This is a genomic window from Mesorhizobium sp. ISC11 (genome assembly GCF_037162595.1).
Taxonomy (GTDB): domain Bacteria; phylum Pseudomonadota; class Alphaproteobacteria; order Rhizobiales; family Rhizobiaceae; genus Mesorhizobium; species Mesorhizobium ciceri.
Genome location: NZ_JAVSPW010000001.1, coordinates 3,293,057 through 3,312,046, shown reverse-complemented (window position 1 = coordinate 3,312,046; position 18,990 = coordinate 3,293,057). Strand labels below are relative to the sequence as shown.

13 protein-coding genes are annotated in these 18,990 nt (G+C 60.6%); 6 read left to right on the top strand and 7 right to left on the bottom strand.

What is annotated here, in order from left to right; genetic code table 11:
• Positions 1-138 precede the first annotated feature (138 nt).
• From RPF88_RS16340 to RPF88_RS16315, 6 genes are all read right to left on the bottom strand, one after another.
• Positions 139-2,397: a GumC family protein gene (locus tag RPF88_RS16340; protein ID WP_244514268.1), complete on the bottom strand. Its 2,259-nt coding sequence runs from the start codon at positions 2,395-2,397 to the stop codon at positions 139-141.
• Positions 2,372-4,369 (bottom strand): asparagine synthase (glutamine-hydrolyzing), encoded by a 1,998-nt coding sequence (asnB, locus tag RPF88_RS16335; protein ID WP_063167493.1) that lies wholly within the window; start codon positions 4,367-4,369, stop codon positions 2,372-2,374. Before asnB ends, RPF88_RS16340 begins: the two co-directional genes overlap by 26 nt.
• Positions 4,370-5,629 (bottom strand): O-antigen ligase family protein, encoded by a 1,260-nt coding sequence (locus RPF88_RS16330; RefSeq protein ID WP_063167494.1) that lies wholly within the window; start codon positions 5,627-5,629, stop codon positions 4,370-4,372.
• Complete coding sequence (locus RPF88_RS16325; RefSeq protein WP_063167495.1) at positions 5,626-6,834, bottom strand: glycosyltransferase family 4 protein; 1,209 nt, start codon at positions 6,832-6,834, stop codon at positions 5,626-5,628. Before RPF88_RS16325 ends, RPF88_RS16330 begins: the two co-directional genes overlap by 4 nt.
• A gap of 416 nt (positions 6,835-7,250) precedes the next feature.
• A complete protein-coding gene (locus tag RPF88_RS16320; protein ID WP_063167496.1) occupies positions 7,251-9,020 on the bottom strand; it encodes a calcium-binding protein in 1,770 nt (589 codons plus the stop codon).
• 327 nt (positions 9,021-9,347) lie between these two features.
• Positions 9,348-10,331 carry an ATP-grasp fold amidoligase family protein gene (locus RPF88_RS16315; RefSeq protein ID WP_164745800.1) on the bottom strand — a complete coding sequence of 328 codons (984 nt, stop codon included), beginning with the start codon at positions 10,329-10,331 and terminating at the stop codon, positions 9,348-9,350.
• A 713-nt stretch (positions 10,332-11,044) separates the two neighbouring features.
• Between RPF88_RS16315 and RPF88_RS16310 the strand changes: the two genes are divergently transcribed.
• Positions 11,045-12,796: a type I secretion system permease/ATPase gene (locus RPF88_RS16310; RefSeq protein WP_063167497.1), complete on the top strand. Its 1,752-nt coding sequence runs from the start codon at positions 11,045-11,047 to the stop codon at positions 12,794-12,796.
• Positions 12,789-14,165, top strand: coding sequence for an HlyD family type I secretion periplasmic adaptor subunit (locus RPF88_RS16305; protein WP_013533102.1), 1,377 nt, complete (start codon positions 12,789-12,791; stop codon positions 14,163-14,165). Before RPF88_RS16310 ends, RPF88_RS16305 begins: the two co-directional genes overlap by 8 nt.
• 175 nt (positions 14,166-14,340) lie before the next feature.
• Here the strand turns inward: RPF88_RS16305 and RPF88_RS16300 are convergent, their stop codons facing one another.
• Positions 14,341-15,291 carry a LysR family transcriptional regulator gene (locus tag RPF88_RS16300; protein WP_013533101.1) on the bottom strand — a complete coding sequence of 317 codons (951 nt, stop codon included), beginning with the start codon at positions 15,289-15,291 and terminating at the stop codon, positions 14,341-14,343.
• Between the two features lie 93 nt (positions 15,292-15,384).
• Between RPF88_RS16300 and RPF88_RS16295 the strand changes: the two genes are divergently transcribed.
• Genes RPF88_RS16295 through RPF88_RS16280 form a run of 4 tightly spaced genes read left to right on the top strand, consistent with a single transcriptional unit; the run spans position 15,385 to position 18,970 of the window.
• Positions 15,385-16,290, top strand: a complete 906-nt coding sequence (locus tag RPF88_RS16295) for a dioxygenase family protein (protein WP_063167498.1) — start codon at positions 15,385-15,387, stop codon at positions 16,288-16,290.
• Between the two features lie 3 nt (positions 16,291-16,293).
• Positions 16,294-17,253: a VOC family protein gene (locus RPF88_RS16290; RefSeq protein WP_013533099.1), complete on the top strand. Its 960-nt coding sequence runs from the start codon at positions 16,294-16,296 to the stop codon at positions 17,251-17,253.
• Positions 17,250-17,909 (top strand): alpha/beta hydrolase, encoded by a 660-nt coding sequence (locus RPF88_RS16285; protein ID WP_013533098.1) that lies wholly within the window; start codon positions 17,250-17,252, stop codon positions 17,907-17,909. Before RPF88_RS16290 ends, RPF88_RS16285 begins: the two co-directional genes overlap by 4 nt.
• The gene (locus RPF88_RS16280) at positions 17,906-18,970 is read left to right on the top strand and encodes a maleylacetate reductase (RefSeq protein ID WP_013533097.1); all 1,065 of its coding nucleotides are present in this window, start codon (positions 17,906-17,908) and stop codon (positions 18,968-18,970) included. Before RPF88_RS16285 ends, RPF88_RS16280 begins: the two co-directional genes overlap by 4 nt.
• Positions 18,971-18,990: the final 20 nt, after the last annotated feature.

The window sequence follows — 18,990 nt, the reverse complement described above, 5'->3', positions numbered from 1 at the left end:
TACGATGCACACCGAACGTTGCCATCATTCACCTGAATGACGCGCTCTGCGGACAGGCTGCACCCTGAATCGTCCGGGCCGCTCCCTGGATGAACCGCCCCCGGATCGTCCGCGGCCCAAGGACGAGCCTATGCTTGGTCATGCTATCTGCTCGCGCAAGAGGTCGGCGCTATCCTCGAGCCGATATCCGGCATGTTTTTTCAAGTTCACTTGCGTGAGGACGCTGCCGACGGGTACCGCAAGAGAACCGTTGCCCTGAAGGAGTTCCAGCACCCCGCGAGCGAGGGTACGTGGCGTTTTCCTCCATCGGACGGCAAAAAGCACCGCATCAGCCCATCCAGCCAGAAATTTGGCTTCCGGCCGCCCGAGCGCCGACGGCAGGTTTATGATGACGATGCGATAGGTCAAGTGCAGATCCGCCATCACTTTGCCCCCATCCTCGCAGGACAACACCGCCAGCAGATCGTCCGACGGAGCAGCGGTCATCACGTCGATGCCGATTTCATGCAGACTGGCCACGGCGTTTTCCAGGTTGCTGCGATTGCAGACATAATCAGCGAAGGAATGGCGGCTCTTGCGCTCGCTGAACTGATGCAGGAACTCGAGCGTGAGTTGAACGCCCTTGCGTTCAAGATCGATCAAGAGAACACGACCGCCCATCCGCGTGCCGGCCAGCGCCAGACTCCATGCGAGCTCGGTCCCCCCATCCTCCGGGACGCTGGAGGTGACAAGCGCCGTGTACGACGAACGAGCCCTCAGCGCATTGGGCGCCGCAGCAATCAGCAACGACGTCACGGCGCGGCTATAGGCGGAGCTGCGCTCGCCCAGGACAAGGGTTCGCAGTCGTTTGGCATGCACCCTGCCTGCTTCGGGAATCTGCCCCATACATGGAACCTTGAGCACCGCTTCCGCCTCGGTCTCACCGCGGAAAGTCCGATCGAAGTGATTGCGCATCGTGACGAAAATCGCGCCCAGTATAGCGAACACAATCATCCCGGGCGGAACAAGGAAGATGGCGGGCAAGGTCTGCGGGATGGTCGGCGGCCATGCCGCCGATAGGATGGAAATTCCAGCCGAGGGAACTCCGATACGCCGCGTCAAATCCTGTTGCCGGCCAAGAAGTTCGTTGTATCGCTGGGTCAGCAAACTGACCTGCGGCTCGAGAACCCGCAACCCGGAAAGCCGGCTGGCGGTGTCGGCCATGACCGCATCCAAAATGGCCTTCCGGCTCTCAAGAGTGGCGATCTGGGCACGGAAAATGTTTGCGTCCGCAGCAATCTTGTCGATGCCTTGTTCGACCTTGCTTTCGGTCAGGTTTCTGAGTTCTTGGTCCGCAGGCGCGCGAGCCTGTCGAGCCGCAAGATCGGCAAGTTCAGGCCCGCCAATGGCTTCGGCCACGGAGACGAAAGAAGCCCCCTGCGCTCGAAGCTCCTGAACATGTCGCAGCCGAGTTTCCACAGCGGCGAGATCTGCGTTTGACATCGACAATTGCTGGCTGAGGTCGGCCCGTTCCCTGGCTGCATTGTCCGCCGAGCCTTGGTCGATGGCTCCGTGGCTCAACCGATATTTCTCAAGGCGGTCGGCCGCTGCCTGCAGATCGTTTTGCAGCCTGGGCAGGCTGGTGGTGATCGCATCGAGTTCTTGCTGGTCGGATGCCTGCCTTCTCCTTATCAGATTGTCGACATAGACCTGAGCGAATGTGTTGGCCACGAGCGCCGCCCGCGCGGGACTGTCATCGGCGAAAGCGACGGAGACTACTCTCGATCGCAGCTCCTGCCCGACCCGCATTCCTTGCCGCAAGGCTCTCAATTCAGAGGCATCCTCGGCCTGTGAATCGCTGATTGTTTTGTCCGCTCCTGGCCACAGTCGGTCCAGTAGACCACCGGCAAGCGAGCGTGTCCTCGGGGGAGGGATGGCAGACGGCTCAAGCCGGGAATTCCCGCTAGCGGAATTGTCCTGTCCGGTTTCAGCCGCACCTGTCTTGCGCAGTGCCGCCATGACGCGGCGCAGATGGTCTTGCGACGATAGCATCGTGATGTGGTCATCTATGCTTGAATCGACGAGGTCCTGCGAAGACGGGGCGCCGACGGGCAGTGAACCGCGCGATGGGGCGTCGATGATAAGCTGAGTAGTTGCTTCGTAGAGAACCGGGCGAAGACTTCCCAGCAACCCCGCCAGCAGCCCGCCCAACACAGCGAAGGCAACAATAGACCATTTTCGCCTTGCCAGAATCACGAAGAGTTGGTGCGACGCGGTGGCCGGCTCGACATATTCGCGCAATGACCGCACGTGCACTCTGCCTTCGAGAACCGGTGCTGGTGGTTGATTGATCCGTGGCAGCTGGATCGGGCTGATTGCGGAACCTACCATTTTATACTCCTGCCAGATCGGGTTCATGAATTGGGCCGGTTTCCTGTGCTTGCCGGTTGGCTCGGCTCCGCCAGGCCTGGAACATCAATGCGGACCACAATTCGCGCGAGCGGTTCTGGCCATCAATGTGATCGCGCCAGCAGGCGTCGATCTTCGCAGCGTCCAATACGTCACTGCTTTCTGCTCGCATGTCGGCGAGAAGATCGCTGGCCCAGTTGCGCAGCGGACCCCGCAGCCATGCTGCGATAGGAACATCGAAGCCCTGTTTCGGACGCTCGATCAGGTGCTGCGGGAGATAGCGGCGTAGCAATTGACGAAGGATCCATTTGCCGGCGCCATCACGAACTTTCATGTTGGATGGCAGCCGCCAGGAGAATTCGACAACGCGGTGGTCAAGCAGAGGACACCGGCCCTCAAGGCTGTTGGCCATAGTGGCACGGTCCAGCTTCACCAAGATATCGCCAGGCAAGTACCCCGCCATGTCATCGCACAGAAGACGGGAGAGCAGGTCGTCAAGCGGCGGACCGCCGTGGCCGTAGATTGGTTCGGTGGGCCGCTGACGTCCCAGGTTTTCAGCCTGTGGCCGCGCCAGCCGCTGAAACAATTCGTCTTCATTCGATGCCGTGAGCAGCCGGGCGAGACGTTCCATCCGGTCGCTCCGGATAAAATGCCTCGCGCTCGCAGAGAGTGGCAGTTTGCCGATGACATCGTCGCGTCCGGCGCGTGCGAAAAAACCTGCCCCTGCCGCCAAGGTTCGGCGCAGTTGTCGGGGCAGGCGCAGGTGTCGTTTCAACCGCTCCGCCATGAAGTGGCGGCCGTATCCTGCGAAGCATTCGTCACCGCCGTCGCCCGACAGCGCTACGGTGACGTGCTGACGGGCGAGCCTGGCAACGAGCAAGGTCGGTATCTGCGATTCATCGGCGAAGGGTTCATCCCAGACCTGCGGCAACTCGGGAATGACGTCACGTGCGGCGCTGGGCGAGAGGTGAAGTTCGGAGTGGTCGGTGCCCAGATGACGGGCAACGGCCGCTGCGTATGGAGCTTCATCAAAGCCGCCCTCTGCGAACGAGATCGTGAAACTGCGAACCGGCTTGCAGGATTGAGCCTGCATCAGGGCGATCACGGCTGAGCTGTCGATCCCGCCCGACAGGAAGCCACCCAGAGGGACGTCGGCCATCATGCGTTCCCGCACGGCCAGCCGAAGCCGGTTGTCCAGTTCGTCAACCAGATCTTCGTCGGTGCCGGTAGCGGGGTTCCGTCGCCCATCGGCTGCAACGTCAGCCAGTGACCACCAGCGGTGAACGCGTTGCGAAAGACGGTCCGCGCTGCGGTCTTCGGCACAATTCGCCGCGGTGACGGAAAGGACGGAACCAGGCGGCAGTTTGAACACGCCTCGCCAGATACAGAGATGGTCCGGCACCCATCCCGTTGAAAGCATTGCCGCCGCGGCATCAAGATCAAGGTCGGGAGAGAAGCCCGGAAAGGTGTTGATCGCCTTCAGCTCAGAGGCGAAGACCAATGCGTCTCGGGTCGAAGCAACATAGAGGGGCTTTTTGCCCATCCTGTCACGGGCCAGATAAAGGCTTCTTGTCTTCAGATCCCACAATGCGAACACGAACATTCCGGCAAAGCGTTTGAGGGCGGTTTCAAGCCCCCAATGCTCGATTGCGCTGAGCATCACTTCGGTGTCGCTGGCGCCTTGAAAGGTTTGGCCCGCACCCTCAAGTTCGCGACGTAAATCGCGAAAATTGTATATCTCACCGTTGAAGGTGATCACGTATCGGCCGCTGGCAGAATGCATCGGCTGGTGCCCGGCGGCTGACAGGTCGACAATTGCCAATCGCCTGTGGCCCAATGCGATTCCAGCCTCGCGATCGGCCCAGAGCCCTTCGCCATCCGGGCCCCGGTGACGCAGCGATGCGGTCATCCGCCCGATCGCTTGGAGCGGCTTTATGTCTGTGGCATCGGAAGCCAATAGAATTCCGGCGATCCCACACATTTAGGGCACCCTGGGCTCGGCAAGTTGCCGCCGAAGTGCGGTCGGATTTCCGGCAACGAGGCAGAAAGCCAGCGAAAACCACACGATCGGATGGCGGATGATCAGGTGAGGCATGCTGAAGATTATCGTCGACGCACCGAGCACCAGCAGCGCGTCGAATCCCGCTCGCCAGGCAAGCGACATTGCGGCTCCCACGATCCAGACCAATGCCATCACCGCAAGCAATCCGCCCTGCAGGTAAAGGTCAAGAACGGTATTATGGGCCTCGAAAGGTCGCTGCAGAAATTGACGGTCGGCGACGGGCGGGCGCTCGAGGTGAGGCCCAGGGCCCAATCCCAGCGACCCGGATTTCAACCCCGTTTCCACCGCGTCCTGCCACAGATAGAGCCGGAGTTCGAACGTTTCGAGTGTCGCTTCCCCACCCTGGTCCTTGGTAAGGCTCTTGGCAAAATGGGCGACGCTGGCCTCTTCGGTGAGCGCGTAGGGCGTCATCGCCAGCGCTAAAGGCAAGGAACCCGCCAACAGCACAATTGCTGCCAAGCGGGGCAGGCTGGCGCGACCGCTTGTTGCGATCCATGCACGAAGCCGCAATCCGAGAAAGACGAGGCAGCTCAGGATACTGGTGTAGAGATAGGTGTCGCTCTTCGTCAGCCGGCCGACATAAAAGGTCAGGATCAGGCTGGAGAATGCGAGCAAACGGCGCCATGGGTTGCGGGTGGTCGTGGCAAGGTGCAAAGCCAGGGGGCCAAAAAGCGCGCAATAGAGCGCAAGTTGGTTCGGGTTCTCGGACCAGCCCCGGAATCTGTCCCAGAACCAGGGGTCGACGCCGGGCTGGTGGGCTACCCCAAATGCCAATCCCAGCTGAATTACGAAGCTTCCATTGGCGATGGCGATCACCCACCAGGCACTGCGGCGAAGGTGACGATCGGCGTCGGGCTCCGCGGCCGCCAGGCATGTGAAGCCGGCCAGCAGCATGTAGGCCATCAGGTCATGTACCAGCCCGGTCAAGTAAAGGACGGTGGTCAGGTAGCCGACGATCGTGCCGATTCCCAAAGCCAGCGACAAGATCAGCCAGAAGCTCGCCAGTTGGACAAAAGCGGGTGTGACCTGGAGACGACCCCCGGCGAATATTCGTCCAATCGCCAGAACGATCCAGATCGCGATGAACAATTCGCCATAGCCGAGCGGCAATCCCGGAACGGCCAGTTGCGTCGCGTAGGACATCGCAACTCCCAGGGCGAGCAAGGCGTCCCGGATCATTGACGTGCTCCGCCCCGGTGATCTGCGAGGCTGCCCTCAAGCGCGACAGCAGGGAGCGGTCGCGGAAGCCCCGCGCGGAGTGTGTTTTCGTACAGGTCGCAGTACTGATCGACCACCAACGGCAGGGCAAATCGCTCCCGCACAAGTTCAGCGGAACGGACGCCCATTGCCTTTGCCCCAGCGCGGTCGGACAGCAAGTCTATTGTTCGCGAGGCAAGGGCATCGGCGTCATGCGGTGCAACCAGGTAGCCATTCCACCCGTCTTCGACGACGTCTCTGCAGCCTGGCATCCTGGAAGCCACGATTGGCAGTCCCGAAAGCCCCGCTTCCAGCAACACACGCGGTACTCCTTCGCGATACTGGGTGGGAAAGGCGAATACATCGGCCATGCCGAGGAGATCAGCGACATCGCGTCGTGGACCCAAGGCCAGCACATGAGATGCGTGCCGGTCGATCTCGGACTTGTCGATTGCGAATGAGCCTTCGGATTCTCGCGGGCCGACAAGCACAAATCGTGCTGCTGGTCTTTCGGCCACGACGCGAGGAACCGCCTCGAGGAGGGTTCCCACACCCTTCTGACGGGTCAAGCGGCCGACAAAGATCACCACTTCGGCGGACTGGAGGCCGAGTTCCCTACGCATCTTCGTTGCCGAGGACCCGAGATGGCGCACCGTTGCGAACGCATCGACATCGATTCCGGAACTGCGTATCAGTCGCGAGCTTCCGCGACCGGTCAGCCGAAAGCGCTCGAAGAACAGTTGGTCATCACGATTTTGGAAAACGGTCGCCGCCGTCCACGAAGACGCGAGCCATTGCAGCGCGCAATAGACCGGACGCAGGGCCAAAGCGCGAGGCGCCAGAGATGAGAACGTCCAGCCCAGCCCGTTGATGGTGCGAATAACCGGAACTGTTCCCCGCATGGAAAGGGGCGTCAACAGATTTGGCTTGGTGTCGAAACTCTGGATGATGTCGGGCCGAAGCTCCCGCATCAATCGGCGCATCGTTCCGAGAGCACGCCATTCCCCGCCGCCAGATGCAAACCGGTCGAAGGAGAACCTGTGATGCGAAATGTCATGCCTTAAAAACGGTACGGGAGAACCGCTCGAGACCGCCGTAACGCGAAAGCCTTTCTCTCGCAGCGCGATGAGGAAGGGAACTCTCAAGGCGTGATCCTCGCCTCCCACGCAGACCAGATGTGGGTTCATCTGCCTCTCCCCAGCGCACACGGCGGGCAATCGAGTAACTGACGCTCTCGATGCTGCCACGGCCCGGTTTCATCACCTATGAGCGCATCCCGCCCGAGTGCACGCTATGGGGAGGCCGGGTTCCTGTCCTCGTCCGTTTGAATGACACCATGATGTTTGGAAAGGGGTAGGACCAGTGAGGCGAGATTCCCTCGCGGTGGGGGAGCGCTAATGTCCCTCCTGTCTTGCCGACGCAGTCTCACCGGGACGCCCCCACGGCATTGCCTGAAGTGGGTACGATGAGTGGCTGGAGTAAGGCGTGGCGGACCTGAACTCCGCGGCTCGCTGATGGGCGCGAAGTTCGGACGCTCGGCCCAAACGACTGTCGGCGAGGCACCAAGACCTCGCCGACCTTTAAGGCATTCGTCGCTGGAGCGTCAGGTGACCAGGAAAGACGATGCGGTAATCGACAGATGCGGAGAGAGGCTCGCGAAATGGATCTGGTTTGCGCCTCCGACGCCGTCGCTGTCGAAAGAAAGAGCTCCGGTCGAACTGTTGTAGATAATGTGATCGGAACTGTCATGCGCCGCTTTGCCGGCAAAGAAAGCGTCCGACGAGAGGCCCCCCTGATCGAGACCGGCAAAGATGGAATGGTCGAGGTGGATCTTGTCCTGGGCTTTGTTGAAATCAGTGATCCTGTCGACGTTTCCAGCGCCAAGGGCGGTACTGAACACGAAGGCATCTCTGCCCCCGTGCCCGGTCAACGTATCGGCTCCGCCGCCACCGTCGATCTTGTTGTTACCGGCATTGCCTTGAATGGTCTGTCCGAATTCGTTGCCGGTCAGATTGATGGCGGCCTTGCCGGACGTCTTGGTGGTTGCGAGTTGCTCGATGTGCGAGCCAGCCGAAAGAGCGAAGCTCACCGAGGCAAGAACCTTGTCGAGGCCGCTTCCTCCCTGCTCCACCACCTTGTCGTGGGCATTGTCGACGTAATAGGTGTCATTGCCGCCATAGCCGGTCATCTTGTCGGCGCCACCGCCGCCATTGATCTTGTTGGCACCGCCATTTCCATAGATGGCTTGACCGAATTCGTTGCCGGTCAGGTTAATGGACGCCCTGCCACCGGAATTGGCGGTGGAGAGCTGCTCGACATGTGATCCCGCCGTAAGAGCGTAACTCACCGAGGCCGCGACCTTGTCGAAGCCCCCGTTTGGCGCTTCCATGACCTTGTCATGAGCATTGTTGACGAGATATTTGTCATTGCCCCCGGTTGCGTGGAAAACGTCTGCGCCGCGCGTGCCATGGAAGACATGATCGCTGCCCGACGGGGCCGGCCCGGTGGGAGCAGGGGTGCCGACGTGAGTAGGAGGTGTGGTCGGTGTGCCGACCGGATCACTGACCGGGGGCGTGACAGGATCACTAACCGGGGGCGAGACCGGGGCATGGGTGCCCTCGAGATTGTGCTGGAGGAAAAAGGCTTTCAGTTCCGAGGCGCTTTCAAGCGCGGTGTCGCCATTCTGCGTTCCCCATTTATAGGTATAGTCAAAGGCCGGCGACGGAACCAGTGCGGCCCAACGATCAATCATGGCCTGCTCCTGGGCAGCGGTGGGCATGACAAACTTGCCGCCAGCGCTGGTTTCCCAGTTGCCACCACCGAACGCCTGGTAAAGCGGGACGATCTTGTCAATCGGGATGCCCGCTTCACCGGCAGCCGCAACCATCTTGTCGATATGGGTGTAGTCGGGAGCCGAAGTGTTGTTGATGGGGTAATAGCCGATACCGTAGAAATCGATGCCCGTATTCGCCGGATTGTAAGCGGCGTGGGCCGGGTCGTTCGGGTTCATGTAGCTCGGGGAGCCATCCGTGCCCAAGTTCATCATCGTGATGAAGGTCTTGGCGCCGGGAACATGAGAATGAATCCAGTCGGATTCCGCCTTTAGATTTGCAGCGGTTGCGTAGCTGCCCCACTTGCCTGTCGGATCAGGCTCGTCGCTAAGGTAAAACCCGAACACATTTGGATTACCTATGAAGGGAGTGACTTTATCAATGAAAGACGAAGTTACTCCGTCGTGCTCACCGAGATAAACCAAGCCTTTCATGCCATCCGGCAAGGCATTGACTTGCGAAACGTACTGAACATCAGCCAGATTGAATCCGGCGGTTGCGATCTCGGCGGCTGATCCACCGGACGCGTAGTGGAGTGTCATCCAAAAATCCTTTGGTTGATTCGGTTATGCCCCACGTCTGCTTAGTTGACGGCGCATATTAGGCCCAAATCAAATACGACACCCGCTGGATAGAATCTTTGATCGCCGACAGGATTGCTGCACAGCAGGAGATGTTCCGCTTCGGGTCAACCGAAGTCTTTTAAAACAGTGCCGCAACAACAACATAAGCCCCTCTCATCCGGCTCATTGTTGAGCCGCGTGATTGGGAAATATCCGCCTTTCCCGACCGGGTTATCCCCAACTAGGGGAAAGCCAATTGGGGTGCCTCGGCACATGAACCGAGGCTTGCGCTGACGCCCTCGCGGCTCACCCGCCAACTTGACGGTCGAAAGATCGTGCCGCTTGCGGCGTGAAGCGGCCACCTATCGCTGCTTTAGGAGCACTTTCTGCTTTGATCCTATTTAAAAAATCGATGGCCCAACTCTCGTTTGAAATATGATCCGACCCAGCGCATGGAGAAAAAGTCATCTCTCCAAAATATATGTCACCGTTAATGCTGTACAAATCGACCCTGACAAACTCAACATCCCTAGATATCGTTTCCGCGATCTCGATCATTTTTTCGAGATTTTCCGGCCTTTCTACGTTTTCTGGTAGGTCATAACCATACATGACATCAATCTGCTTAAAATCCGGAAGAGAAAAGACAGCCCTTTTATGATCAACAAATCTACCGACGTCGACCTGAAGATAAATTGCCTTGCCGCGAACGCAAAAGAATTTGTAGTCACTTAATTCACCACCAGTAGAAATGTTGTCTTCGACAATTAATTTCTTTTCCATTTTATAATATTGTGTCTCTCGTCCGATATTAAAGTACGACCTCTTAGAGAAATTTAAGAATTCCTCTAGAGTTTTCCTATTGAGCGGTTTGTCGAGGAATATAATTTTTCCAGAGGAATGGGTCGGCTTCATCACGAAATGACGTCCGAGGAAAGGCTGGATCCAAAGTAAAATGTCATCTGCCGTCGTATTTCTATCTATCTTGAATACAGAGATCGTCTTTGGGATTTTAAGGCCTGCGATTCCACTAGCTATGTACTTAGCATAATGCTTATCAACGCAAATCTTCTCCAGGTATCCCCATCTATTTCGTATCATTCTGTCAAATATAAAATCATTTATCGTAGCCGATTGACTGGAAACCCGTCTTGGGAACCTGTTGTTCCCGTTAAAGAATCCCGCTGCTGCTATGGGGTAGTTCAGAACGTAGAAATTCGGGGTTATCAAGCTGACCCTATATATCGTTTCCCAGACAGCTCTTCTTAATTTCCGATACTTCTTTTCCACGCAACACCCCACTACGCGGATAACGCACGGCTAACGCGGCGTCCGCTCTGATAACGACGATGGCGAAGGCGCGATCCGCCTCCTTGGGCAGGTTGGCAGCCGTCACAGATGGGGCCGGTCGAACCCGTCGGCCAGCGCCCCGAGGTGAACGAGCCCTCCAGTCGCCATCCCTGCGCATGCGTTAAACCACAATACGTCAGGCTCGATCACCGTCCTCCTCCGTTTGAATGACGATCCGGCGTGCCGGCCTGACGGTCGTCAATTTGCCGCCTCTGGAAGTCTGGGAGACTGATGGTCTGCTCGGGTGATTGGTGTATCGGGGCGAGATCAAATACAGAATACAGAACGACAAAAGGTTTGATTGATCTAAGTTGTTGCTCCGCATCAGGTATTTTGTGTCAACGACCGTGGCGTCTTTGAAAGTGTGTGGAAGCAAGGACATAAGCCCCTTTTGCGTGTTCCATTCTGGACTGCGTTACTAGCGTGAATTGCCGTTTTTTGGGGGAGTTATCCCCAGCCTGTGCACGCTGCGGGTCGCGTTTCGTTGGTCCTGCGCCACGAATCCGCTGCATTTTCCTCAAAGTCGACGTATGTAAGCAGAGCGTAATAAGGGGGGCGACGGATAGCGGCTGCTATGCGCACCAAGAAAGGTTTGAGCCATCACAATTTACGGAAGTAACGGCGCGGCAGTGTCGCGCGAACGACCGCTGGTCATGAAAACATCGGGGGCCGGTTCTCCCGAGCTGCGTTCCGCCATTCTCGCCTGCATGCCTGGGCTGCTTGGCGTGGCGCTGTTTTCGGCAGTGATAAACATTCTCGCCCTGACCGGTTCGGTCTATATGTTGCAGATCTACGATCGCGTTCTGCCGTCGCAGAGCGTTCCCACCCTGGTGGGATTCACGATCGGCATGCTGGGCTTGTATGCGGTCTACGGGCTCCTGGATTTCGTGCGGCTTCGCGTGCTGGTCCGCATCGGCAGTCTTCTCTATAGAAATTTGCAGCAAAAGGTGTTCTCCATCTCCCTGTCCTTGCCGCTCAAGGCAGGACGTGATGCGGGCCGCTTGCAGCCTTTGCACGATCTTGACCGACTGCGCGGCTTTCTTTCCGGAACGGGACCGACGGTCATCTTCGACGCTCCGTGGATCCCTTTTTATCTGGTGATCATTTATTTGCTCCATCCTTTGCTCGGCTTGTTGGCAACCGTCGGCGCGATCGCCGTGGTCCTCCTGACGGCGGTTGCGGAAGTCTTTAGCCGTGGTCCGGCCGCGCGCGCCTCCGAAGACTTGTCGTCGCAACGGGCGCTTGCCGACTCCGCCCGGCGCAACGCCGAGGTTGTTCATGCAATGGGGCTTTCTGGTCGACTGGCTCGACGCTGGAGCGACGTCAGCCGCGCATATCTTGGTCAGCAGGAGCGCCTCTCGGATGTCGTCGGTGGCGCCAGTTCCTTCTCGAAGGCGCTTCGCATGGGTCTGCAATCCGGCGTTCTGGGGCTCGGTGCCTACCTGGTCATCGGCGGTGAAGCTTCTCCTGGGGTGATTATCGCATCTTCCATATTGCTCGGCCGGGCCTTGGCCCCAGTTGACGCGGCCATTGCAAACTGGAGAGGTTTTCTATCGACCCGGCGCAGCTATAGCGAACTGGCAGCTGTCATGGCTGCATTTGGCAGTCAGGACGATCCGATGGAATTGCCTCGTCCACAGGCACGATTTGCCGTCGAGCAACTGACAGTCGCGCCGCCCGGCCTGACAAGACCGACCGTTGTAAATGTAAGTTTCCACCTGTCGAGGGGGGCTGGAATGGCCGTCGTCGGCCCGAGCGGCTCCGGCAAGACGACGCTGGCCCGTTCGTTGGTCGGGGTGTGGAAGCCGCTCCATGGCTCGGTGAGATTGGACGGCGCCTCTCTCGATCAATGGAACTCGGAACATCTCGGCGCCCATATCGGCTACATGCCGCAGGATGTGGAGTTGTTTGACGGCACGGTAGCAGACAACATTTCGAGGTTCCGAGGCAAGACGGATCCAAAAGGCGTCCTTGCGGCGGCAAGAGCCGCCGGCGTCGAGAAAATGATCATGCAACTCCCTCAGGGATTTCAGACCCGCATCGGGGAGGGGGGAGCAGCCCTGTCGGCAGGGCAGAGGCAACTCGTGGGTCTCGCCCGAGCCCTTTATGGCGAGCCGTTCCTTGTCGTGCTCGACGAACCGAACTCGAACCTCGACGTGGATGGAGACGCTGCCCTGGCCGGCGCCATACGGGCAGTGCGTCAGCGCGGGGGCATCGTCATTGTCGTTGCGCATCGTCCCTCGGCACTCGCCAACATCGATCAGGTGCTGGTTATGTCGAACGGGACGGTTCATGCCTTTGGCTCGCGCGAGGAGGTCTTGGCGAACGTGCTCCGACCTTCACCGCCTGTTTCACCTCGGCCATCTTCTTTGGCGCCGATACCGGGGGTTGCCGGGCATGCATGAGGCTCTGCTCGAAACATTCGTCACCTTCTCGTCCTATGCCCGGACCCTTCGTGGCAGCAAAGGACCTGCCGTGAGCTCGCCAGATCTGCCGGACGGTATACGGGCCAACCTGATATTCGGCTTGGTGATTACAGGTCTGCTGGTCCTCGGCGGCGGCCTGTGGCTGGGATTGACCAAGATCGCCGGCGCCGTGGTTGCACCGGCCACCGTGGTGGTAGAAAGCAACGTCAAGAAGGTCCAGCATCAAACCGGAGGAACAGTGGGCGGGATCTTCGCGCAGGACGGAGATCATGTGCGAGCCGGCGACGTGCTGGTCAGGCTGGATGACACGCTGACACGCGCGAACCTGCAAATCATCAGCGAGGATCTCGATCGCGCGACCGTTCGCCTCGCCCGGCTGGAGGCCGAGCGCACGGGCTTGGCGGAAATGCAGCTGCCGGTCGGCCTGAAAGCGCGAATGAACCAACCGGAGCTGGCTGCGCTCGTCAACGGCGAACGCGCTCTCTTTGAAACGCGCTCTTCGGCTTTGGCTGGACAGAAGGCACAGCTGAGAAGCCAATCCCAGCAACTTGAACGTCAGATCGACGGTCTTAAAGCGCAACAGAGCGCGGTGGATGAATCGGTTGCCCTGCTGAGCAAGGATTTCGCCGACGTTGATTCCCTCTACGCCAAAAAACTCGTCTCCAAGGAGAGGGTAAGCAACATCAAGTTGGATGCCACCCGGGCCAGGGGAGAATCGGGTCGCCTCGCTGCAGCAGTAGCTGAAGCCCAGGCGCGCATCAGCGAAACGGGGTTGCAGATGCTGCAGCTGGATGACCAAAGGCGCACCGACGTGACGACCGAACTCCGCGAGACCGAAGCCAAACAGACCGAACTCAACGAACGGAGGATTGTGGCGCAGGATGAACTGACCAAGACAACGATCCGCGCGCCACAGTCCGGAACGATACAGGAATCGGCTGTCCATACCGTCGGCGGCGTTATCGCGCCTGGCGAGATGCTTATGACCATCGTACCTGATACCGACGATCTTGTGGTGGACGCGCTGATCCCTCCGTCGCGGGTCGACGATGTCCGGCCTGGGCAGCCGGTATCAATCCGTTTTCCGGCGTTCGACGTGGGAACCACTCCGGTCTGCCAAGGGTCAGTGAAACACATCTCGGCAGATCTGATTAAAGACCCGCAACGTCAGCTTTCCTATTTTTCGGCGCGTATCAAGGTTGAAAGCAAATCGAGCTGCCTGACCGAAGCGAAGGTGCTGAGGCCAGGTATGCCCGCCGAGGTTCATATCCGCACCGACGAACGCAATGTCTGGTCTTATCTGTTGAAACCCTTTGCGGATCAGATGTCCAAAGCGTTTACGCAGTGATGGCGAGGTGGAGGAGGGCGTGACCAATAGGATATCGGGATTTCTGGCGGCCCGACGGCTTTTGGGGGCGGGCGGCCGTCGAGCCTAACCGGCGACGCGGGGATGAAGCGCCTCCGGCTGGAGGAAACATGCGCGTTGTGTGACGCTACCGCATCATTCGAATAGCGAGGCTGGTTTACCGTCCCCAGACAACGGCATTCTCATGCCGTTTGATGATGTGCTTCAGGTTTTCGAAGGCGGTCGTGACGTGGCCGGCGAAGCGCTCTGCCGCCGGTGAGCGTGGTCCGCTGACCCGGCGAAGGATACCGAGTGAGCGGCTGGGCTGCGGGATTTCATAGGGCAGCACCGTAACCCGGCTCTCCTTGCGCTGCGCGAAGACTACGGAGAATGGCAGCACGGCCAACGCATCGGTTTCGGCAAGGAAGTTGATCACGCTCATCAGCGAGCCTCCCGAATAGCGGATGTTCAGGTCCGACATGCCGATGCTCATCAGGATCATCTGCAGGTCCGACATCAGCGGAGAGCCGGGCAGGGGAGCCACCCAGGGAAAGCTGGTCAGGTCATGCGCCCTGAGGCGGCGATTTCGCAGCAGGGGATGATCGGGCCGGCAAGCCACGACATTGCGTCCGGGCAGGATTTCGGTGAATTCGAAGCCGGGACCAAGGTCGAGCACGCCGATCGGCACGATGCCGAGGTCGATCTGGTTGCTGTCCAGCGCCGCGACCATCTCGGGCAGGTTCATGTAGCTCTGCTGAACGGTGACCTCGGGTTCGAGCTTCTGGAATTCTCCGATCATCCGGCTGATCATCGCGTCCATGAAGAACGGCACGCCGCCGACACGGACGACACCTTTGGTGCCTTTCATGAAGCCCTGCACCGCATCCGACGCCTTGCGCGACGCGGTGATGATCGTGCGGCCCTGCGCCGCCAGCTGGAAGCCGAGCGGCGTCGCCTGCAGCGGCCGGCGGCCCTTGAGGAACAGCGGCTCACCCACCCGCGCCTCCAGCATGGCCAGTGATCGGCTGACCGCCGGCTGGGTCAAGCCCAGCATGGCGGCTCCTTCCGACACGCCGCCGGCATCCAGCACCGCGGCGAGCTGCATGAGGTGGCGCTCGTTCAGCTTCATAGCAAAACGCTATACAAGGGACGTCACATCTCATCAAGCATCGCGTCGGGCCGTGCTATCCCGCTTGGCAAGGGGAAGGGAGGCCCCGGCGGAATGCACGGCCAGCACGACCCGAAGCGGGATGAGTCCCCCAAGGCGATATCGACGCAGGCCGAGGAATTCTCGCGGCGCCTGACGGCAATGGGCCAGTCCCGCCTGGCGGCGGCGGCGCAGGCAGCCGTGGATGGTTTGCACGCGCTGATCGTGGAGTTGCGGCCCTCCGGCGAGGAATTCCGCCAGGCGATCGATTTTCTGACCGAGGTTGGCCACTACGCCGATGCGCGGCGCCAGGAATGGGTGCTGTTCGCCGACGTCCTGGGCGTGTCTTCGCTGATCGAGGATCAGAACAGCCCGCGCCCCGCCGGAGCGACACCAAACACCCTGGCCGGGCCCTTCTACCGGGCCGACGTGCCGGAGATGCCACCCGGCGCGAACATCTCGCGCGATCACAAGGGCGAGCCGCTGGAGGTCGCGGGCCGCATCGTCGCGCTCGACGGCGCGGGGGTCGGCGATGCGACGGTCGAGATCTGGCAGGCCAATGCCGAGGGTCTCTACGAGAACCAGGAACCCGACCGCCAGCCGGAATTCAATCTGCGCGGACGCTTCCGTACCGATCCGCAGGGACGGTTCCGCTTCACGACGGTGAAGCCGAAGGGCTACACGCTGCCGTCGGACGGACCGGTCGGTCAATTGATGTCAGCGCTGGGCCTTGGCCTCGAGCGGCCGGCCCATATCCATTTTCGCGTCTCGGCGGAGGGCTTCGAGACGCTGACGACCCACATCTTCGACCGGTCGGACCCTGCGATCGGCCGGGATGCCATCTTCGGGGTCAAACCCGAACTCATGGCCGAGTTCCGCGCGCTGCCGCCCAATGGAGGAAAACGCAAGCACGCGCTCGACCTCAACCTCGTGCTCTGCCCGCAGCGGCGGAGCGATACCGAAACCTCTGGGAGGAGATGACCGATGGCACGTATCAGCGGCTACCACCATTTGACGCTCTCGACCGACAGCGCTCAGGAAGATTTTGATTTCTATACCAAGGCGCTCGGCCTGCATTCGGTGAAGCGCACCGTCTTGTTCGACGGCGTCATCCCGGTCTACCACCTCTATTACGGCTCGCCCAATGGCGATGCGTCGACGATCATCACCACCTTCCCGTTCCGCAAGCCGGGCGTCTATGGCCGCCGCGGGTCCAATCAGTCGCGCACCATCATGCAGTCGATCCCCAGGGGCGCCGCGGATTTCTGGGTCGACCGGTTGAATGCGCGCGGCATCGAGGCCATCAAGATCACCCGTTTTGGCGCCGACCGTGCGGCTTTCGCACATCCCTGCGGCATCCCGCATGAGCTGGTGGAAAGCGACAGGGATCCCCGCGCGCCCATCACCAACGAGGCGCAGGGCATCGGCAAGGCCCACGGCATCAAGGGAATCTACGGCGCCGTGGTGGCGGTGATGGACCGCACCGCCATGGACGACTTCCTGACCATCGCATTGCCGATGGAGAAAGAGGCCGACGACCACGAGGGGCTCGTGTTCCGCGTGCCGGATGCGGCCGGCGTCGCACAGCGCGTGGAGGTCATTGTCGACCGCGACAGCCCGCAGGGCACCTGGACTCTGGCGGGAGGCACGATCCACCACCTCGCCCTCAACACCGGCGACGAAGAGAACCAGTTGAAGCTGCGCGCTCATATCGAGGGCCTCGGCTTCACGGACATATCGGAGCAGAAGGACCGCAACTACTTCAAGTCCTGTTATGTCCGCTCGCCCGGCGGCGCGCTGTTCGAAATTGCCTGGACCACGCCGGAAGGCTGGGCCAAGGACGAGCCTCCGGGCCAGATCGGCAAGACGCTGGTCTTCCCGCCTTGGTTCAAGGACCGCGAGAGCGAATTGCAGGCCGGCCTGGAACAGGCGGATTTCGCGTGAGTTCAGGCAGCGGTCCGCTCCGGCTTGGGCCAAGAGGCCCGGAGGCTAAGGCGATTTGCGTCTTCGTCCACGGCCGCGGCCAATCGCCCGAAGAGATGCAGTCCCATGTGCTGTCGCGGCTTTCCGCGTCGGCCGTGGCCTTCATCCTGCCGCGCGCGCCGCACGGCATGTGGTGGGAGGCGCGTGCCGTCGACCCGTTGACGTCGGTCGCCCGCGCGCAGCTCTCTGACGCGCTCGACCACCTTGCGGCCGCAATGGTTGCGGCGCGTGCCGAACTGCCCGGACTGCCGCTGCTTCTCGCGGGCTTCTCGCAAGGGGCGTGTCTCTCGATCGAATATCTCTGTGCGGGGCTGCCGCCGCCGGACGCTTTGGCGGCCTTCACGGGCTGCCGTGTCGGCGTTCCGGCGGACGAAAGATCCGAGGCGGCGCCGGCCGGAATGCCGATTTATCTTTCCGGTGGTGATGCCGATCCGTGGATACCGGTCTCGGCGTTTGCCGATGCCGCGCAATCGCTGGGCCGGATTGGCGCGAGCCTGCGGGCCGATCTGTTCCCGGGCCGCGGCCATGAGGTCTCGGACGCCGAGATTGCCATGCTGGGCACTATCCTCGACGACCTCGCGGCCGGGCGTGGCCCGCGCATGGAGGCGGCGCGATGATGGACAGCTTCACCTTTCCGGGCCTGACGACACGGGTGGTCTTCGGTGCCGGCACCATGGCTCGCGTCGAGGAGGAAGTCCGGCGGCTCGGCCATGAAAAGGTGATGGTGCTTTCGACGCCGCATCAGAAGGGCGATGCGGAAAGGCTGGCCGCAAGCCTTGGTGGCCTCGCCGCCGGGATCTTTGCCGGCGCGGTCATGCATACCCCTGTCGAGGTCACGGAAAAGGCCATCGATACCTTCCGCGGCAGTGGCGCTTCGGCGGTCGTCAGCCTCGGCGGCGGCTCGACCACTGGGCTCGGCAAGGCCATTGCCGTGCGCACGGGCGCCGACCAGGTGGTCATTCCCACCACCTATGCCGGCTCGGAAATGACCGACATACTCGGCGAGACGGCAGCCGGCGAGAAGACCACCCGCCGCTCGCCGGACATTCGCCCAGAGACGGTGATCTACGACGTCGATCTGACACTGAGCTTGCCGGTAAATCTCACCGTAACCTCGGCGATGAACGCGATCGCTCATGCGATGGAAGCCTTGTATGCCCCCGATCGCAATCCGGTCATCGTGCTGATGTGCAGGGATGCCATGGTTGCCTTTCGGGAAGGCATTCCAAGGTTGATCGGCAATCCGCAGGATCGCGCGGCGCGGACGCAGGCGCTCTATGCGGCGTGGTGCTGCTCGACCGCACTCGGCTATGTCTCGATGGCGCTGCATCACAAGCTGGCGCACGTCTTCGGCGGCTCGTTCGACACGCCGCACGCCGAAACCCACGCCATCCTGCTGCCCTACACGACCGCCTTCAACGAAGCGGCGGTGCCCGATCTGCTGCGCCCGATCGCTGAGGCATTCGGTGGTGGTTCGGCGGGCGGCGGGCTCTGGGATTTCGCACAGTCGGTCGGCTCTCCGCTGAGCCTGAAGGCGATCGGCATCGAGGAGGCCGATCTCGACCGCGCGGCGGCAATCGCGGTGAAGAATGCCTATGCGAATCCAAGGCCGATTGATCCGGGATCGATAAGGGAACTCCTTCAGGCGGCGTGGGAGGGACGCCGTCCGGGGGACTGAGAACAAAACAAGAGGGAGGA

Bases quoted from the DNA above. Each gene is read 5' to 3' on its own strand.
- RPF88_RS16295 (WP_063167498.1), top strand. From the start codon at position 15,385: ATGCACGGCCAGCACGACCCGAAGCGGGATGAGTCCCCCAAGGCGATA.
- RPF88_RS16340 (WP_244514268.1), bottom strand. From the start codon at position 2,397: ATGAACCCGATCTGGCAGGAGTATAAAATGGTAGGTTCCGCAATCAGC.
- RPF88_RS16280 (WP_013533097.1), top strand. From the start codon at position 17,906: ATGATGGACAGCTTCACCTTTCCGGGCCTGACGACACGGGTGGTCTTC.
- asnB (WP_063167493.1), bottom strand. From the start codon at position 4,369: ATGTGTGGGATCGCCGGAATTCTATTGGCTTCCGATGCCACAGACATA.
- RPF88_RS16320 (WP_063167496.1), bottom strand. From the start codon at position 9,020: ATGACACTCCACTACGCGTCCGGTGGATCAGCCGCCGAGATCGCAACC.
- RPF88_RS16325 (WP_063167495.1), bottom strand. From the start codon at position 6,834: ATGAACCCACATCTGGTCTGCGTGGGAGGCGAGGATCACGCCTTGAGA.
- RPF88_RS16305 (WP_013533102.1), top strand. From the start codon at position 12,789: ATGCATGAGGCTCTGCTCGAAACATTCGTCACCTTCTCGTCCTATGCC.
- RPF88_RS16310 (WP_063167497.1), top strand. From the start codon at position 11,045: ATGAAAACATCGGGGGCCGGTTCTCCCGAGCTGCGTTCCGCCATTCTC.
- RPF88_RS16290 (WP_013533099.1), top strand. From the start codon at position 16,294: ATGGCACGTATCAGCGGCTACCACCATTTGACGCTCTCGACCGACAGC.
- RPF88_RS16300 (WP_013533101.1), bottom strand. From the start codon at position 15,291: ATGAAGCTGAACGAGCGCCACCTCATGCAGCTCGCCGCGGTGCTGGAT.
- RPF88_RS16330 (WP_063167494.1), bottom strand. From the start codon at position 5,629: ATGATCCGGGACGCCTTGCTCGCCCTGGGAGTTGCGATGTCCTACGCG.